The organism is Stenotrophomonas sp. SMYL20, from assembly GCF_036320045.1.
Lineage (GTDB): Bacteria > Pseudomonadota > Gammaproteobacteria > Xanthomonadales > Xanthomonadaceae > Stenotrophomonas > Stenotrophomonas maltophilia_A.
Genome location: NZ_JAWIRT010000011.1, coordinates 1 through 14424, shown reverse-complemented (window position 1 = coordinate 14424; position 14424 = coordinate 1). Strand labels below are relative to the sequence as shown.

Sequence of the window (14424 nt, the reverse complement as noted above, 5' to 3'; positions counted from 1 at the left end):
GACGCCTGACGGCGTACGCCGACCAAGGTCGGCGACTACCGGGGCAATGCTGCTGGCCTGAGTCCGCTGGATCCGCTCTGGTAGGTGCCGACCTTGGTCGGCACGCTCCTTCGGTGGGCATGACGCCTGACGGCGTACGCCGACCAAGGTTGGCGACTACCGGCGCCTTGCTGGCGGCCAATGGATTCCAATGAAACCAAATTTCCCTTGCCGCACAAGGCCGCAAGGCTGGTGCACTGCGGCATACTAGGGGTCTTGCCCCACAGGTGTGACATGACGCGCGCGTTCAACTTCAGTGCCGGCCCTGCAACCTTGCCGGAATCGGTCCTGCGCCAGGCGCAGGCGGAAATGCTGGACTGGCACGGTACCGGTGCCTCGATCGTGGAAATGAGCCATCGCGGTGCGGAGTTCATGTCCGTGGCCGCCGAGGCCGAGGCCGACCTGCGTCGCCTGCTCGATATCCCCGAAGACTATGCGGTGCTGTTCCTGTCCGGTGGTGCCACCACCCAGCAGGCGCTGATCCCGCTCAACTTCGCCGCCCCGGGCCAGCGCGCCGATTACGTGGTCAGTGGCCACTGGGGCAAGACGGCGGTCAAGCAGGCCGGTGTCTACGTCGACGTCAACATTGCCGCCAGCAGCGAGGCCAACGGCTACCGCGAGTTGCCGGCGCGTGCCGGCTGGCAGCTGTCGCCCGATGCCGCCTACGTGCACATCACCGCCAACGAGACCATCCACGGTATCGAATTCCGTGATGTGCCCGATACCGGCAACGTCCCGCTGATCGCTGATTTCAGCTCGTCCATCGCCAGTGAGCCGCTGGACGTGCGCCGCTATGGCGTGATCTACGCCGGCGCGCAGAAGAACCTGGGCCCGGTCGGCATCGCGGTGATGATCATCCGCCGCGATCTGCTCGAGCGCAGCGGCCAGCCGCGTGCGGACATCTTTGATTACCGCTCGCACGTCGCTCGCGACTCGATGCTCAACACCCCGCCGACCTGGAACTGGTATCTGGCCGGCCTGGTGTTCAAGTGGATGCTGGCCGAGGGCGGCGTGGCCGAGTTCGCCAAGCGCAATGCCGCCAAGGCAGCGCTGGTGTACGGCGCCATCGACGGCTCCGGCGGCTTCTACCGCAACGAGGTCGCACACGCGGCCCGTTCGCGGATGAACATCCCGTTCTTCCTCCCCGATGCCGAGCTTGATGCTCGCTTCGTCGCCGAAGCCAAGGCCGCTGGCCTGCTGGCGCTGAAGGGCCACAAGGTGGTGGGTGGCATCCGCGCCTCGCTGTACAACGCCATGCCGCTGGCCGGGGCCGAGGCGCTGGTCGCCTTCATGGCCGATTTCCAGCAGCGTCACGGCTGAGCAATGAACGGCGCGCACCGTCGGGTGCGTGCCCCGCAACAAGGAACTCCGATGGCAAGCAGCAAATCCAGCAAGAAGGCGCCGAAGAAGGCTGAACCGGCCAAGGACAGCGCGCCCACCAAGGCGAAGGGCAAGGCCAAGGCCGCGTCGAACCCGGCACCCACCCTGGCGCCGCTGGCGCTGGCCGATGTGCGCTCGAAGATCGACCAGATCGACCGCGACATCCAGAACCTGATCGCCGAGCGCGCGCGCTTCGCCCACCAGGTCGGCAAGGCCAAGGGCAAGCTCGCCGCCGCAGTCGACTACTACCGCCCCGAGCGCGAAGCGCAGGTGCTGCGCATGGTGGTGGACCGCAACGAAGGCCCGCTCAGCGACGAGCTGCTGGTGCACGTCTACCGCGAAATCATGTCGGCCTGCCTGGCCCAGCAGGAGCCGCTGAAGATCGGCTACCTCGGCCCGGAAGGCACCTTCAGCCAGCAGGCCGTGCTCAAGCACTTCGGCCGCTCGGCGCTGGGCCTGCCGATGGCCAGCATCGAGGAAGTGTTCCAGGAAGTGGAAGCGGGCAACGCCGATTTCGGCGTGGTGCCGGTGGAAAATTCGGGGCAGGGCACCATCCAGATCACCCTGGACATGTTCCTGACCTCCAACCTGAAGATCTGTGGCGAAGTGGAACTGCGTGTGCAGCAGTACCTGATGTCGCGCAGCGGCCGCATCGAGGACATCGAGCGCATCTACGCGCATCCGCAGTCGTTCATGCAGACCTCGGCGTGGCTGCGCGCCAACCTGCCCAAGGCCGAGAAGATTCCGGTGTCGAGCAACGCCGAAGGCGCGCGCCGTGCGCGCAACGCCGACGACGCAGCGGCCATCGGTGGCGAGAGTGCCGGCCATGTGTACGGCCTGAAGAAGGTGGTCACCAAGCCGATCCAGAACGATGCCGACAACACCACGCGATTCCTGGTGGTGGGCCGCAACATCTTCCCGACCTCCGGCCATGACCGCACCTCGGTGCTGGTGTTCATCCATGACAAGCCCGGTGCGCTGTTCGACGTGCTCAGCCCGTTCGCCCGCCACGGCATCAGCATGAACCGCATCGAGTCGCGCCCGTCGCACCACGGCAAGTGGGAATACGGCTTCTTCATCGACCTGGCCGGCCATATCGACGACGCGCCGATGCAGGCCGCGCTGGCCGAACTGGAAGCGCACTCGGCACAGATCAAGGTGCTGGGTTCCTATCCGGTGGCCGTGCCCTGAGTGCTGCTGTGGCGGCTGCGGCCGCTGCCCCCTGATGCATCGCCGGTGCTGCCGGCGTTTACGGAATGATCGAACGATGAGCAACGCGCAACACTGGATTGCCCGCAAGGGCCAGCCGCTGCAGGGCAGCCTGACCATTCCCGGCGACAAGTCGGTCTCTCACCGCTCGGTGATGTTCGCCGCGCTGGCCGATGGCACCTCGCATATCGAGGGTTTCCTGGAAGGCGAGGACACCCGCGCCACTGCGCGCATCTTCGGCCAGCTGGGCGTGCGCATCGAAACCCCCAGCCCGTCGCAGCGCATCGTGCACGGCGTCGGTATCGACGGCCTGAAGGCGCCGGATGCGCCGCTGGACTGCGGCAACGCCGGTACCGGCATGCGCCTGTTGGCCGGTCTGCTGGCGGGCCAGGCATTCGACTGCACGCTGATCGGCGATGAGTCGCTGTCCGGCCGCCCGATGCGCCGCGTGACCGGCCCGCTGTCGCAGATGGGCGCGAAGATCGACACCCAGGAAGACGGGACGCCGCCGCTGCACGTGCATGGCGGCCAGACGCTGCACGGCATCGACTTCGCCTCGCCGGTGGCCAGCGCGCAGATCAAGTCGGCGGTGCTGTTGGCCGGCCTGTACGCGCAGGGCGAAACCCAGGTGACCGAACCGCACCCGACCCGTGACTACACCGAGCGCATGCTGTCCGCGTTCGGCGTGGACATCGAATTCTCGCCCGGCAAGGCACGCCTGCGTGGTGGTCAGCGCCTGCGCGCGACTGACATCGTGGTGCCGGCCGACTTCTCTTCGGCCGCGTTCTATCTGGTGGCGGCCAGTATCATTCCCGGCTCCGAGCTGCGCCTGAAGCAGGTCGGACTGAACCCGCGCCGCACCGGCCTGCTGCACGCGCTGCGCCTGATGGGAGCGGACATCACCGAAGAGAACCCGGCCGAGCAGGGCGGTGAGCCGGTGGCGGATCTGGTGGTGCGCTACGCTCAGTTGAAGGGCGCACGCATTCCGGAAGCACTGGTGCCGGACATGATCGACGAGTTCCCGGCGCTGTTCGTGGCCGCCGCCGCCGCGGAAGGCCAGACCGTGGTGAGCGGTGCCGCCGAACTGCGGGTGAAGGAATCCGACCGCCTTGCGGCGATGGCCACCGGCCTGCGCGCGCTGGGCATGCAGGTGGACGAAACCGAAGACGGCGCCACCCTGCACGGCGGCGTGCGCCTGGGCAGTGGCACCATCGAAAGCCACGGTGACCATCGCATCGCCATGGCCTTCGCCATCGCCGGCCAGATCAGTGACGGCGAAGTGCGCATCAACGATATCGCCAACGTCGCCACGTCCTTCCCTGACTTCGATGGTCTGGCGCGCAGCGCCGGGTTCAACCTGGCCTGAGCGGCCACGCCCGGCAGATGACGTAACCCGGTAGGTGCCAACCTTGGTCGGCACGCTCACATCACCCGGTAGGTGCCGACCTTGGTCGGCACGCTCATATCGCCCGGTAGGTGCCAACCTTGGTTGGCACGCTCACATCACCCGGTAGGTGCCGACCTTGGTCGGGACGCCTTTCCGCATAAAAAGACGGAGGCCGAAGCCTCCGTCGAAACATCACGAACCCCTCGTCCGCGATCAACGCTGCTCGGTACGGAAATCCACCGGGACCCGCACCACGCTTGCTACTGCGCGGCCGTCATGCACCGCAGGCTGGAACTTCCAGTTCTGCACGGTGTTCAGCACCGCACGGTCCAGGTCGCGGCTGCGCTCGCCGCTGCGCGAAACGATCGCAGCGTTGGCGACATTGCCACGGGTATCAACATTCAGGCTGGCGATCACGCTGCCCTGCACGCCACTACGCAGTGCAGCAGCGGGGTAGGTGGGCATGCGGTTGCTGGCCAGCGGGCGTGCTTCGCGATTACGCGCGACCGGCGCAGTCTTGTGCTGGCTGGAGGCCGGGGCAGCCTGGCGCGTTGCAGGTGCTGCTGCATCGGTCACCGCAGCCTGCTCAGGGGCGGGCAACATGCGCTCACCGACCGGTGCCGGCGCCACATCCTCCTGGTTGGAATGGCGCAGCCACAGCAGGGCGGCCGCAAACATCGCCACAATCAGCGCGATCCACATCCAGGGCGACGTGGGCTTGTGCTGCACGCTCGAATCCTGCTGCAGCTGCGGCGAATGAAGGTCTTCGTGGGTGGTGGCAGTCATCGCAAACTCCTTCCGTCAACTGACGACGTGGGAAGTGTTGCCCGAGCCATGGACGGGAAGTGTCAGCGCTGCGTCAACGCCACCGGCAGGGTTCAGTTTGCCTGCCGGTAAGCGTTCAGTTACTGCGTCTTGAAGTCGAACGGTACTTCAATGCTGCCGGGCACGGCCTGGCCATTGCTCTGCGCCGGGGTGAAACGCCAGCGGCGCACCGCGTCGGTGGCGGCACGGTCGAGGTCGCGTGAACCACTGCGCTGGATCACTGTGGCGTTGTTGGGATAGCCGGTGGCGTCCACGTCCACGCGTACCACCACGGTGCCGGTTTCGCCGGCGCGCAGGGCGGCGGCGGGGTACGACGGCGGCGGCGACTGGCCGGCAATCGGCATCGGCTGGCTGTTGCTGGTCGCAGCCGGCGCAGCGCCCGGGGCGGCCGGGGCCGGCTCGGCGATCGGGGCGGGTGGCGGCGGAGCGGTTTCGACCAGCTTCGGCGCTTCCTCCTCCACCGGTGCCGGCTTGGCGTCAGGCATGTCGCTGGAACCGGCTGCAGCGGCCAAGGGTTCCGGCAGGGGCTCGACCTGGGCGGTTTCCTGCGGGGTCTGTGCGGCCGGGTCGGCGCGGAAGAACTCCTTGTCACGGCCGGTCAGCCAGACCAGCACGAACAGCAGCACGCCCACGCCGAAGGCGATGCCGGCGATCTTCAGGGCGTTGCGCGGGATATGCACAGTGAACGACTTGGCGGACGACGAGCGGGGTGCAGACATGGACCGGACCAGTACGGAATAGCCCGATTCTGCCACGCCGGGAATGAACCGGGCGGCAGAAATCCGTATAACAAGCGATAATCCCATCCCTGATACCCACCACGACACCTGCCATGCTTGATCCAGCCCTGCTCCGCCACCAGCCCGCCGACCTCGCCGAACGCCTGCGCACCAGCCGCGGCTTCGAGCTCGACGTGTCTGCCCTGGAGTCCCTGGAGGCCGATCGCAAGCGCATCCAGGTGCGGACCCAGGAGCTGCAGAGCCTGCGTAACAGCCGTTCCAAGGCCATCGGCCAGGCCAAGGCCAAGGGCGAGGACGTCTCGGCCATCATGGCCGAGGTCGCCGCCTTCGCCGACGAGCTGAAGGCTTCGGAAGTGGCGCTGGACGAGCTGCGCGAGAAGATCGACGCCATCTCGATGGGCATTCCGAACCTGCCGGCCGATGACGTGCCGGCCGGTGCCGACGAGAACGACAACGTCGAACAGGCGCGCTGGGGAACCCCGCGTCAGTTCGACTTCAAGGTGCTCGATCACGTCGAACTGGGCGCCCGCAATGGCTGGCTGGACGGCGAAACCGCCGCCAAGCTGTCCGGTTCGCGCTTCACCGTGCTGCGCGGCCCGATCGCGCGCCTGCACCGTGCGCTGGCCCAGTTCATGGTCGACCTGCACACCGGTGAGCACGGCTACGAGGAAACCAACGTGCCGCTGCTGGTCAACGCCGACTCGCTGCGCGGTACCAGCCAGCTGCCGAAGTTCGAGGACGACCTGTTCAAGACCGCCGTGGGCGACTCCACGCGCTACCTGATCCCGACCTCGGAAGTACCGCTGACCAACATCGTGCGCGATGAGATCGTCGATGCCGAACGCCTGCCGCTGCGCATGACCGCCCACTCGATGTGCTTCCGTGCCGAGGCCGGCAGCGGTGGCCGCGACGTGCGCGGCATGATCCGCCAGCACCAGTTCGAGAAGGTCGAGCTGGTCTCGATCAGCCGCCCGGAAGACAGCGACGCCGAACACCAGCGCATGACCCGTTGCGCCGAAGTGGTGCTGGAAAAGCTGGGCCTGCCGTACCGCAAGGTGCTGCTGTGCACCGGCGACATGGGCTTCTCGGCGGTGAAGACCTACGACCTGGAAGTCTGGCTGCCGTCGCAGGAGACCTACCGCGAGATCTCCTCGTGCTCGAACTGTGGTGACTTCCAGGCCCGCCGCATGCAGGCCCGCTGGCGCAACCCGGCCACCGGCAAACCGGAACTGGCGCATACCCTGAACGGCTCGGGCGTGGCGGTGGGCCGCGCGATGATCGCAGTGATGGAGAACTACCAGAACGCCGACGGCAGCATCACCGTGCCGGAGGCCCTGCGCCCGTACATGGGTGGCCTGGAAACCATCGGCTGATAGCCTGATGGGGTGGGTGCCATGCTTGCATGGCACTGCTCTGGCTCTGGTGGGTGCCATGCTTGCATGGCACTGCTCTGGCTCTGCTGGGTGCCATGCTTGCATGGCACCGTATCCACGCATGGCGTGGATCTACAGTGCGGGCTACATCCACGCCATGCGTGGATGAACCACCGTGATCACTCCAGAACCCGCAGCTTCTCCAACGGCACCCATCCCGGTTCGCCGGTTTCCGGCACGCACCACGCCCAGCCATTGAGCGTGCGCTCGCCACGCAGCAGCTGCCCGGGATCCACATCCAGTTCGCGCGCACAGTAGTCTTCCGTGGCAAATGCGCCACCCTGCGCGTCGCGGCCGATCACCGGCGCGGGCACGAATCCCGGCTGCTGGCCCTCTGCCTCGCACAGGAACCAGTCTTCCCAGCCTTCAGGCCCTTCATAACGTTCGCCCACCACCAGCGCCTGGCCACGGCGCAGGGTGATCGGGTGCGGAAATTCGCTGCGGTGTGCAGTGGTCACGATGTAGTTCATGGCTCCAGCGTAGCGCGCCCACAAAAAAACGGCCCCGCAAAGCGGGGCCGCCAGGGTGGGCCGGGATGGGGGAGGGGATCCCGGCCCGCGTTCAGCGCCCAGACGAGGAGAGAGCGGCGCCGAACGCTGGAACGCTTATGCAGCAGCGGCCGCGGCCGCTTCGTGCGACGGCAGCGCAGCCAGTGCGCCAGCAATGGCGTCTTCGCGGTGCTGCGGCGAGTAGGCGATGCCTTCGGCGCGTACGAACTCGACATCGTTGATGCCCCAGAAGGCAAACGTCTGGCGCAGGAACGGCTCCTGGAAGTCCGCGGGCGAATCGGTGTAGATGCCGCCACGGCTGCTGGCGATGATCACCCGCTTGCCACCGGCCAGGCCGACCGGGCCGTTCTCGGTGTACTTGAAGGTGCGCCCGGCCACGGCCACGCGGTCGATCCAGGCCTTCAGGGTGGACGGAATGCTGAAGTTGTACATCGGCGCGCCGATCACCACGATATCGGCCGCCAGGAACTGCTCGAGTACCTGTTCAGCATCGGCGGCTTCGGCAGCGTCGGCCTTGGCAAGCGATCCGCTGCGCAGATGCGGTACCGGATTGGCGTCAAGATCGCGATAATCAACCTGCAGGCCGTCGATCTGCTGAGTGAACTGGGCCACCACGGCGGCGGTCAGGTGGCGGGAGACGGAGTTGTCGCCAAGCACGCTGGCGTCGATGTGCAGAAGCTTCATGGCAGTACCTATGTTCGGGAGAGGTGGCGGGCTTGCCGCCGACGGAGAGAACGATAGGTTGTTGCAAAGGCGGGATAAAGGTGGTTGAATGCCACGTATTGTTCTAGATATGGAACTCGGGCATGCATGACCTGAATGATCTGTACTACTTCGCGATGGTGGTCGACCATGGCGGATTCGCCGCCGCCGAGCGCGCACTGGGTATCCCCAAGTCGCGCCTGAGCCGCCGCATCAGCCAGCTGGAAACCGACCTGGGCGTTCGCCTGCTGCAGCGCTCCACGCGTCGTTTCGCCGTCACCGATGTCGGCACCAGCGTGCACCGCCACGCGCAGACGATGCTGGCCGAGGCACAGGCCGCACGCGAAGTGGTGGACCGCCTCAGCGCGGAACCGCGCGGCGTGGTGCGCGCCAGCGTGCCGGTATCGCTGGCGCAGATGCAGCTGCCCAAGCTGCTGCCCAAGTTCCTTGAGCAGTACCCGAAGGTGCGCCTGCAGTTGAACATCAGCAACCGCCGCGTGGACATCATCAATGAAGGCTACGACGTGGCCCTGCGCGTGCGCTCGCGCCTGGACGACGATGGCAGCCTGGTGATGCGCAGCTTCGGACAGGTGCAGGAACTGCTGGTGGCCAGCCCGAAGTACCTGGATCGCGCCGGCCGGCCGAAGGATCCTGAAGAGCTGACCCAGCACGTCACCCTAAGCATCAGCGAAGACGAAGCCCGCCAGCGCTGGGAGCTGCATGGCCCGGAAGGCGAAGTGCGCCGGGTCGACCTGCAGCCGCGCGTGGCCGGCTTCGACTTCCCGCTGCTGCAGAGCATGGTGAAGGACGGCTTCGGCATCACCATGCTGCCGGAAACCGTGTGCGCCGATGCGGTGCGCAACGGCGAACTTGAAGTGGTGCTGCCGGACTGGTCGCTGCCGCAGGGCGTGTGCCATGCCGTGTTCGCCTCGCGCCGCGGCTTGCTGCCGGCGGTGCGCGTGTTCATCGACTTCCTGGCCGAGCACCTGCCGCCGCAGCTGGAGGCCTCGCGCCTGGATTGCGGTGGCGCCTGTGAAAAGGCCAAGGAGCGGATCAAGGCCAGTGCGCTAGGCGCGTTGGCAGTGGATGCGGGCTGAGGCACCTGGCCGCAACTGCACCGCCGATCTGTGAAACGGTAGCGCCGGGCCATGCCCGGCGTTGCTGCTTTCCGGCCCCGGTCACTTCCGGCCGAACAGCCGGTCCCAGAAGCTGCGCCGCGGCGGTGCGGTCGGTGTGGGCTCGGCAACGACCGGCGCTTCCAGTACCGCCATCAGTTCCGCGCTGCGTGGCTTCTTCAGGAAGCGGGCGTAGTCCATGTAGCTGGTCACCTTGCTCATGTGCAGGCGCTCCGGCATTGCCGGCAACGCGCCGCCCTGCAGCAGCACCCGCAGTGCCTGTGGGCGGTCCAGGCGGATCGCCTCGAACAGCGCTGTGCCGCCACAGCCCGGCTCGATCTGGTTGGCGCGCTGTGGCGCATCCTTCAACAGCTCTCGCAGCGCATCCGGGTCGTCGCGGTCCACGGCGGCAACCAGTCGTGCCAGCGCTTCAGCTTCTTCGGGTGGCAGGCTGTCGCGATAGGCCTGGTCGGCGATCTCGCGCTCGTCGCGCCCGTCACCGCCCTGGATGCACAGGAAGTCGGTGACCAGGGCGACCGGAATGCCGGAGGTATCCAGCGCCCAGTAGCTCGGATAGACGCCGTCGCCCCAGCCGCTGGTGAATACGACCAGGCCGTGTGGAGAGTCCTCGCCCCAGGGGCGGTACTCGGCGCCTTCATCCAGGCCGTCATGGTCGATCAGCGCATCCGACCATTCGCTGTCTTCGTCGCCATCGGTCTGTTCGATCAGGGCCAGCAGTGCCTGCTGAGTGTTGGTATCCATGAAGCAGCCGATGCCGGCGTCGACCGGATAGCCAATGAAACTGTCCTCATCCAGGCCGGTCAGGTCCTGCGTGGTCCAGCGTGCCATCTGCCAGTGCAGGGCAGACGCAGTGAGGGCTTCGCGGGGCTTGAACCAGACCACGGCCAGCGCCGGGCGGCCGCTGTGCACGATGATCTCGACCGGATGCCGGCCCAGCGGGGCGGTGTAGTCGGCCAGCGCGGGCGCCTCGGCCTGGACCAGCGGATCGCAGACCACCAGATGCCCACTGCTGACCGGCAGGTGCCCGGCGAACGTGCGGTGCAGGGCCACTGCGGCCAGCTGGGTGTCGTCCAGCAGGGTGGTGCGCAGGTTGGCCAGATCGAGGTGGGCCATGGGGGCTCCGATTGCAGTGAAGGCCCCACCGTGCCGGATGCGAAGGGCGGGGGCAAGGGTGGTCTTGGGCAAATGCCCTTCACGTGCGAGAATACGCCGCTGCCCGGGCGACCGGGACCCGATTGGAGAGATGGCCGAGCGGTTTAAGGCACCGGTCTTGAAAACCGGCGAAGGGTTAAACCTTCCGTGGGTTCGAATCCCACTCTCTCCGCCAGTCTTTGCAAAAAGCTCCTAGAAATAGGGGCTTTTTCGTTTCTACAGCCTTCGCTACCCGCCCGCTTACCCATCCACCTGCAAAGGTCGGTTCTGCGCGATCTGCTGCCGAACCCAGCCTTGCACCTCGGATTGTATCCAGAGTGCGCGACGGCCGATGCGGATAGAGCGCGGGAAGCGGCCAGCTTTGATCTCGCCGTAGATGAAGGTGGTGCCCATACCGGTCATCTGGCGCACGCGATCAAGCGATAGCAGCTCTTCCAGTCTTTCAGCCGCGCCCATGATGGCCTCCGATGCGGTGAGCCTTGGATGTGCGTTCGGCAAGGCTGAGCTGGAACTGCAGGACGTTGCCGGCAGGTGCCTCGACTGGAATGGGGCGCGCGCTGCGGGCGGGGCGGTTGAGCCGACGCCACGCCGCAATGGCGGCGTCGGGATCGGCATGCTTGCTGGTCGACCTGCATGCGCACTCGACCAGGTGGCCACCGCCGGCAGACGCACAGCGCTTGTCGTGGATGTGGCGCGCGCGGTGGCCGGCGGCGCAGTTCGGCAACCCTTCCGGGTGGCTGATATGTTCCTGGGTCATGGCTTGTTGCACTCCTCGATGTGGGCTTCGAGCTTTTCGATCAGGAAGGTGGCTTCGTTGGCCCTGCGGCGGCGTTCGTGCGTGCTGACCGGCGCGGGTCCGGCGTCCCGGATCCACTTGAGGGGCTCAAGGAGCCAGCTCGCGTCGACCGGGAGCCGGGTGCGCGGGTCGACTTTCTGGATCAGCGGCTCGCAATCCGGACCGGCCCAATCCTCGCTGTCGCCGCAGCGGACGCACACGCGCCCCCGGAATTCGTGCAGCTTCTCCGGTTGGACTACGCGCGGGGTTTCGAACAGGGCGCGGACAACGAGCCCACGCTGGTGGGCGGCGTACACATGCCCTGCGTCGGCCTGGACCCAGCAGCCCGGGCCCACGTCCTTCCTGTTGCGATACTCCCAGCGCACAGGCTGCGCGGTGTAGAGCGCGGTCATCAGCGTGTCGGCCCACGCGCGGACCTGGTTGGCGGCGATGGCGCCGCCGGTGGAATCGACACGGCGCATGGCAGCGACGACCGCAGCGACAGGCGACGACGCTTTGGTGGCCTCGACAACGGCGGCCGGGGAAATGGGCAGTGGTGCGGTCATGCGAACAGGTCCAGTTGGGCCGGCAGCGCCGGTGCGCGCAGCGGTGCCGGAAGCGGTGCCGGGGTAGTGGCGCGCATGCGCGCGCGCTGTGCCGCGTTGAACGAGAACCAGTAGCCGAGGCCATTCCGTCGCGCTCGCGCCTCGCTGAGGAGGACGCGCGCTGTGTGCTTGGCCTGTGCAGCGGTGAGCAGCTGGTCAGCCATGGCAGTGCTCCGCGTGCCGCGACGGCATGGCAGAATGCCGGCGAATCCACAGGGGGATCAGGGAATGTCTAGTTGGGAGCAGTTGTGGAATGGAATCAGCCCATGCATGGAGCTTGGCGTAGGCGACTGCGTAGTGTGGTGGGATGCCTGGGCGGCAGTTGGCACTGTCCTGGCGGTTTTTACTGCAATCTTCGGTCCTGCCATCCAGCGGCGGTTCTTCTTGAAGACAAAAGCGAACGCCGTTTTTGCTGCGTCTTACATTCCTGACGTGCGTAAGGGCATGGTCTACCTTGATGCGATCAGGAAAAACTACCCAATCGGCACCGGCACGCCTACCGCCGCCGCTGTAGAGGGACACCTCAGGGACTCCTCCGAATGGAGGGAAAGCTTCGGGTTGATGTGTAGCAAGCTCGAGGCTCTTGCTGGCCGTGAATTCGATGGTTCGAAGTGGCCATCGGTGGATCTCGACCTTCTTCTTGTTGTTGTGCAAGCCATTCAGGGAGCGCGTGACGTTGTCCATAGTGGCAAAGTCATGAAAGGCCGTGATGCTGAAAATAGAGACTGGGGCGAGATGATCCCGGCGTTTCACGGGACGCTGTTGGATGCATCGAGGGACATTGCTCACGCGGAGGAAGCCTTGGATAAAGTGCACTACTACCCAGCGGACAGAAGATCGCTGTCCAAATGGCTCAATGCACTCCTCGGCAGAACACGATCGTCGTCTTACTAGCAGCTCAGCCATTGCCCACCGCCTGGCTGTCGATCAGGGCCCGCACGGCTGCATCCAACCGGGCCTTCGCCGCGACTTCGCGGTCATACGCTGCCCTGCAAGATGCCCGTCCGCCGGCCGCGCCCATCTTGGCGCTGACGGTGTGATACTTATTCTTCGCCTCTGTGTACTCACGATCAGCTTCCGCAAGCTCGGAGACGAGAGGAGCCAAGTCCACGGCCTTCGCGGGTGGTGCGGCATAGACCTCGCCCGATCCGTCTTCATCAGTTATCGCCCGGTTGGCGACAATCAGCACGTCACCTACCTGCAGCTCGCCGATGCCGTTTTCGAGAAGCCAGCTGATGCTCAGGCCATACTCTGGATCGTTGAAGATCTCGGCCACGGCCTCGACGGTGATCGGCTCCTGGCCGCGCGGCTTGGGCACGCTTGTGGCGACAGTTTGGATCGCGGCAACAACCCATTCGTGTGGCTGCCAGCTGTTCGTCTCTTCGCGCGTCTGCGGCAGGTAAGCGTGTTCGCTGCTGTGGGCAAACGCCGCCTCTCGGGCCAGCTTGATGGCCCACGCATCCCCCAGCCTCACCCTCCCACCGGGCTGCACGTCCGCCAGGGTCTTGTTGTCGTTGCTCATGCCTGCATGTCCTTGCTGTTCGTGGAACGCGCGCCGCGCGCCCTGGCTTCAAGTTGTTCGGCGACGCCGAGGTAGTAGGCGTGCCGTTCCAGACGGATCGATTCGGGAAACTGGAAGTGCTTCAGCGACTCTTCCGCCTGCACGCGCCAGGCGGCTGCCTCGCGCGCTGGGTCGTCATCGAAAATGTCCATCTGGACCGGCTTGGCCATGGATCAGTGCTTGTCGACGGCGCGGTGGCGGCTGTAGCCCATGCCTTCGATGGGGATCCCGCACCAGGTGAGCGTTGCGCCGGGGATCGGCTCGGGCCTCGCTTCGCGCCAGGGCTGTTTGGATCCGGCCTTGCGCGATCGCATCCATGCCGCCTTGGCTTCATCCCGATGCGGCTTCTGCATGCGCGCGAGGATGCGGCGCACGCAGTGCTTCAGGTCTGAAGCCTGCAGAACGATGCGCGGCGGCTGCTGGCCCTTGGCGGTGGCGTAGCCTTCGACGAACCCGGCTACCTGCTCGCGGATCTGCTCGATGCGCGGCAGTTCTCCGTTTTCCTTGTTGGCAAACTCGGGCTCGTGCTGGAAATCGACAACGACTGAATCGGTCATGGCGGGTCTCGATGTTGAATGGGTTACCGGCGAGTGGAAGTCCGGCCGGCGCGGAGCCCGGTCACCCGGGCGGGCGGTTGCTCAGTGGGTGTCGTCAGCGGCCAGCGGCGCGCGCTGCCGTACCGCTGTGCGTTGCTGCATCTCGGCCTTGAAGGCTGGCCAGGTGGTCTGGAGGTCTTCCCAGCAGCGCCATGCGAAGAACACGGCGCCGATGGCGCAGGCGAGGGCGACGGCGTCGACCTTGTTGCGTAGCGCCCAAGGGAGCAGTGCGAGGAGCAGGCCGACGACGACGGCGCAGAAGAAGGGCAGGGCCAGGTGGCGCATTACTCGTTCTCCTGTTCGCTGGTGGTCTCGGCCGGCGCGGGCGCCGGGCCGGCGGGCGCGCTGATGGGCGGGATGCCGACGGCCATGGCG

General features: G+C 66.3%; 19 protein-coding genes and 1 tRNA gene. 7 read left to right on the top strand and 13 right to left on the bottom strand.

What is annotated here, in order from left to right; all coding sequences use genetic code 11:
• Positions 1–273 precede the first annotated feature (273 nt).
• The 3 genes from serC (at position 274) to aroA (ending at position 3994) form a co-directional block, all read left to right on the top strand.
• On the top strand, positions 274–1359 hold the full coding sequence (serC, locus tag V3B48_RS10035) for a 3-phosphoserine/phosphohydroxythreonine transaminase (protein WP_329893675.1): 1086 nt from the start codon (positions 274–276) through the stop codon (positions 1357–1359).
• A gap of 51 nt (positions 1360–1410) precedes the next feature.
• Positions 1411–2610, top strand: a complete 1200-nt coding sequence (pheA, locus tag V3B48_RS10030) for a prephenate dehydratase (protein ID WP_006452477.1) — start codon at positions 1411–1413, stop codon at positions 2608–2610.
• 76 nt (positions 2611–2686) lie between these two features.
• A complete protein-coding gene (gene aroA, locus V3B48_RS10025) occupies positions 2687–3994 on the top strand; it encodes a 3-phosphoshikimate 1-carboxyvinyltransferase (protein ID WP_329893674.1) in 1308 nt (435 codons plus the stop codon).
• Between the two features lie 234 nt (positions 3995–4228).
• Here the strand turns inward: aroA and V3B48_RS10020 are convergent, their stop codons facing one another.
• Complete coding sequence (locus V3B48_RS10020; protein ID WP_032127721.1) at positions 4229–4801, bottom strand: energy transducer TonB; 573 nt, start codon at positions 4799–4801, stop codon at positions 4229–4231.
• Between the two features lie 119 nt (positions 4802–4920).
• Positions 4921–5559: an energy transducer TonB gene (locus V3B48_RS10015; protein WP_049399657.1), complete on the bottom strand. Its 639-nt coding sequence runs from the start codon at positions 5557–5559 to the stop codon at positions 4921–4923.
• A gap of 113 nt (positions 5560–5672) precedes the next feature.
• Here V3B48_RS10015 and serS point away from each other — a divergent pair, with 113 nt between their 5' ends.
• On the top strand, positions 5673–6953 hold the full coding sequence (gene serS / locus V3B48_RS10010; RefSeq protein ID WP_032129791.1) for a serine--tRNA ligase: 1281 nt from the start codon (positions 5673–5675) through the stop codon (positions 6951–6953).
• A 179-nt stretch (positions 6954–7132) separates the two neighbouring features.
• On the opposite strand, the gene V3B48_RS10005 is transcribed toward serS, so the two are convergent.
• Both V3B48_RS10005 and V3B48_RS10000 read right to left on the bottom strand, forming a co-directional pair.
• Positions 7133–7483, bottom strand: coding sequence for a ligand-binding protein SH3 (locus tag V3B48_RS10005; protein WP_164080439.1), 351 nt, complete (start codon positions 7481–7483; stop codon positions 7133–7135).
• Positions 7484–7618: 135 nt separating this feature from the next.
• Entirely contained in the window at positions 7619–8206 is a 588-nt protein-coding gene (locus tag V3B48_RS10000) for an NAD(P)H-dependent oxidoreductase (RefSeq protein WP_329893673.1), read from the bottom strand.
• A 122-nt stretch (positions 8207–8328) separates the two neighbouring features.
• On the opposite strand from V3B48_RS10000, the gene V3B48_RS09995 reads away from it, so the two are divergent.
• Entirely contained in the window at positions 8329–9321 is a 993-nt protein-coding gene (locus V3B48_RS09995; protein ID WP_005410175.1) for a LysR family transcriptional regulator, read from the top strand.
• Positions 9322–9402: 81 nt separating this feature from the next.
• Here the strand turns inward: V3B48_RS09995 and V3B48_RS09990 are convergent, their stop codons facing one another.
• On the bottom strand, positions 9403–10473 hold the full coding sequence (locus V3B48_RS09990; protein ID WP_329893672.1) for a DUF4241 domain-containing protein: 1071 nt from the start codon (positions 10471–10473) through the stop codon (positions 9403–9405).
• A gap of 124 nt (positions 10474–10597) precedes the next feature.
• On the opposite strand from V3B48_RS09990, the gene V3B48_RS09985 reads away from it, so the two are divergent.
• Positions 10598–10687 (top strand) — tRNA-Ser (locus V3B48_RS09985).
• Between the two features lie 65 nt (positions 10688–10752).
• Here V3B48_RS09985 and V3B48_RS09980 read toward each other — a convergent pair.
• Genes V3B48_RS09980 through V3B48_RS09965 form a run of 4 tightly spaced genes read right to left on the bottom strand, consistent with a single transcriptional unit; the run spans position 10753 to position 12056 of the window.
• Positions 10753–10968 carry an AlpA family phage regulatory protein gene (locus V3B48_RS09980; protein ID WP_010480570.1) on the bottom strand — a complete coding sequence of 72 codons (216 nt, stop codon included), beginning with the start codon at positions 10966–10968 and terminating at the stop codon, positions 10753–10755.
• Positions 10955–11269 carry a hypothetical protein gene (locus V3B48_RS09975; RefSeq protein ID WP_032129795.1) on the bottom strand — a complete coding sequence of 105 codons (315 nt, stop codon included), beginning with the start codon at positions 11267–11269 and terminating at the stop codon, positions 10955–10957. The genes V3B48_RS09980 and V3B48_RS09975 overlap by 14 nt, the downstream gene beginning before the upstream one ends.
• Positions 11266–11853 (bottom strand): hypothetical protein, encoded by a 588-nt coding sequence (locus V3B48_RS09970; protein ID WP_329893671.1) that lies wholly within the window; start codon positions 11851–11853, stop codon positions 11266–11268. Before V3B48_RS09970 ends, V3B48_RS09975 begins: the two co-directional genes overlap by 4 nt.
• A complete protein-coding gene (locus V3B48_RS09965; protein WP_329893670.1) occupies positions 11850–12056 on the bottom strand; it encodes a hypothetical protein in 207 nt (68 codons plus the stop codon). Before V3B48_RS09965 ends, V3B48_RS09970 begins: the two co-directional genes overlap by 4 nt.
• A gap of 106 nt (positions 12057–12162) precedes the next feature.
• On the opposite strand from V3B48_RS09965, the gene V3B48_RS09960 reads away from it, so the two are divergent.
• Positions 12163–12786 carry a hypothetical protein gene (locus V3B48_RS09960; RefSeq protein WP_329893669.1) on the top strand — a complete coding sequence of 208 codons (624 nt, stop codon included), beginning with the start codon at positions 12163–12165 and terminating at the stop codon, positions 12784–12786.
• Positions 12787–12790: 4 nt separating this feature from the next.
• Here the strand turns inward: V3B48_RS09960 and V3B48_RS09955 are convergent, their stop codons facing one another.
• The 4 genes from V3B48_RS09955 to V3B48_RS09940 all read right to left on the bottom strand — a co-directional run bounded on the left by V3B48_RS09955 (position 12791) and on the right by V3B48_RS09940 (position 14334).
• On the bottom strand, positions 12791–13414 hold the full coding sequence (locus V3B48_RS09955; protein ID WP_329893668.1) for a hypothetical protein: 624 nt from the start codon (positions 13412–13414) through the stop codon (positions 12791–12793).
• Positions 13411–13623 (bottom strand): hypothetical protein, encoded by a 213-nt coding sequence (locus V3B48_RS09950; protein ID WP_046983583.1) that lies wholly within the window; start codon positions 13621–13623, stop codon positions 13411–13413. Before V3B48_RS09950 ends, V3B48_RS09955 begins: the two co-directional genes overlap by 4 nt.
• A gap of 3 nt (positions 13624–13626) precedes the next feature.
• Positions 13627–14010, bottom strand: coding sequence for a hypothetical protein (locus tag V3B48_RS09945; RefSeq protein ID WP_329893667.1), 384 nt, complete (start codon positions 14008–14010; stop codon positions 13627–13629).
• 81 nt (positions 14011–14091) lie between these two features.
• Positions 14092–14334 (bottom strand): hypothetical protein, encoded by a 243-nt coding sequence (locus V3B48_RS09940; protein WP_329893666.1) that lies wholly within the window; start codon positions 14332–14334, stop codon positions 14092–14094.
• Positions 14335–14424 lie beyond the last annotated feature (90 nt).

Excerpts from the sequence above, each read along its gene's own strand:
- serC (WP_329893675.1), top strand. The coding sequence starts at position 274 with ATGACGCGCGCGTTCAACTTCAGTGCCGGCCCTGCAACCTTGCCGGAA.
- pheA (WP_006452477.1), top strand. The coding sequence starts at position 1,411 with ATGGCAAGCAGCAAATCCAGCAAGAAGGCGCCGAAGAAGGCTGAACCG.
- aroA (WP_329893674.1), top strand. The coding sequence starts at position 2,687 with ATGAGCAACGCGCAACACTGGATTGCCCGCAAGGGCCAGCCGCTGCAG.
- V3B48_RS10020 (WP_032127721.1), bottom strand. The coding sequence starts at position 4,801 with ATGACTGCCACCACCCACGAAGACCTTCATTCGCCGCAGCTGCAGCAG.
- V3B48_RS10015 (WP_049399657.1), bottom strand. The coding sequence starts at position 5,559 with ATGTCTGCACCCCGCTCGTCGTCCGCCAAGTCGTTCACTGTGCATATC.
- serS (WP_032129791.1), top strand. The coding sequence starts at position 5,673 with ATGCTTGATCCAGCCCTGCTCCGCCACCAGCCCGCCGACCTCGCCGAA.
- V3B48_RS10005 (WP_164080439.1), bottom strand. The coding sequence starts at position 7,483 with ATGAACTACATCGTGACCACTGCACACCGCAGCGAATTTCCGCACCCG.
- V3B48_RS10000 (WP_329893673.1), bottom strand. The coding sequence starts at position 8,206 with ATGAAGCTTCTGCACATCGACGCCAGCGTGCTTGGCGACAACTCCGTC.
- V3B48_RS09995 (WP_005410175.1), top strand. The coding sequence starts at position 8,329 with ATGCATGACCTGAATGATCTGTACTACTTCGCGATGGTGGTCGACCAT.
- V3B48_RS09990 (WP_329893672.1), bottom strand. The coding sequence starts at position 10,473 with ATGGCCCACCTCGATCTGGCCAACCTGCGCACCACCCTGCTGGACGAC.
- V3B48_RS09980 (WP_010480570.1), bottom strand. The coding sequence starts at position 10,968 with ATGGGCGCGGCTGAAAGACTGGAAGAGCTGCTATCGCTTGATCGCGTG.
- V3B48_RS09975 (WP_032129795.1), bottom strand. The coding sequence starts at position 11,269 with ATGACCCAGGAACATATCAGCCACCCGGAAGGGTTGCCGAACTGCGCC.
- V3B48_RS09970 (WP_329893671.1), bottom strand. The coding sequence starts at position 11,853 with ATGACCGCACCACTGCCCATTTCCCCGGCCGCCGTTGTCGAGGCCACC.
- V3B48_RS09965 (WP_329893670.1), bottom strand. The coding sequence starts at position 12,056 with ATGGCTGACCAGCTGCTCACCGCTGCACAGGCCAAGCACACAGCGCGC.
- V3B48_RS09960 (WP_329893669.1), top strand. The coding sequence starts at position 12,163 with ATGGAGCTTGGCGTAGGCGACTGCGTAGTGTGGTGGGATGCCTGGGCG.
- V3B48_RS09955 (WP_329893668.1), bottom strand. The coding sequence starts at position 13,414 with ATGAGCAACGACAACAAGACCCTGGCGGACGTGCAGCCCGGTGGGAGG.
- V3B48_RS09950 (WP_046983583.1), bottom strand. The coding sequence starts at position 13,623 with ATGGCCAAGCCGGTCCAGATGGACATTTTCGATGACGACCCAGCGCGC.
- V3B48_RS09945 (WP_329893667.1), bottom strand. The coding sequence starts at position 14,010 with ATGACCGATTCAGTCGTTGTCGATTTCCAGCACGAGCCCGAGTTTGCC.
- V3B48_RS09940 (WP_329893666.1), bottom strand. The coding sequence starts at position 14,334 with ATGCGCCACCTGGCCCTGCCCTTCTTCTGCGCCGTCGTCGTCGGCCTG.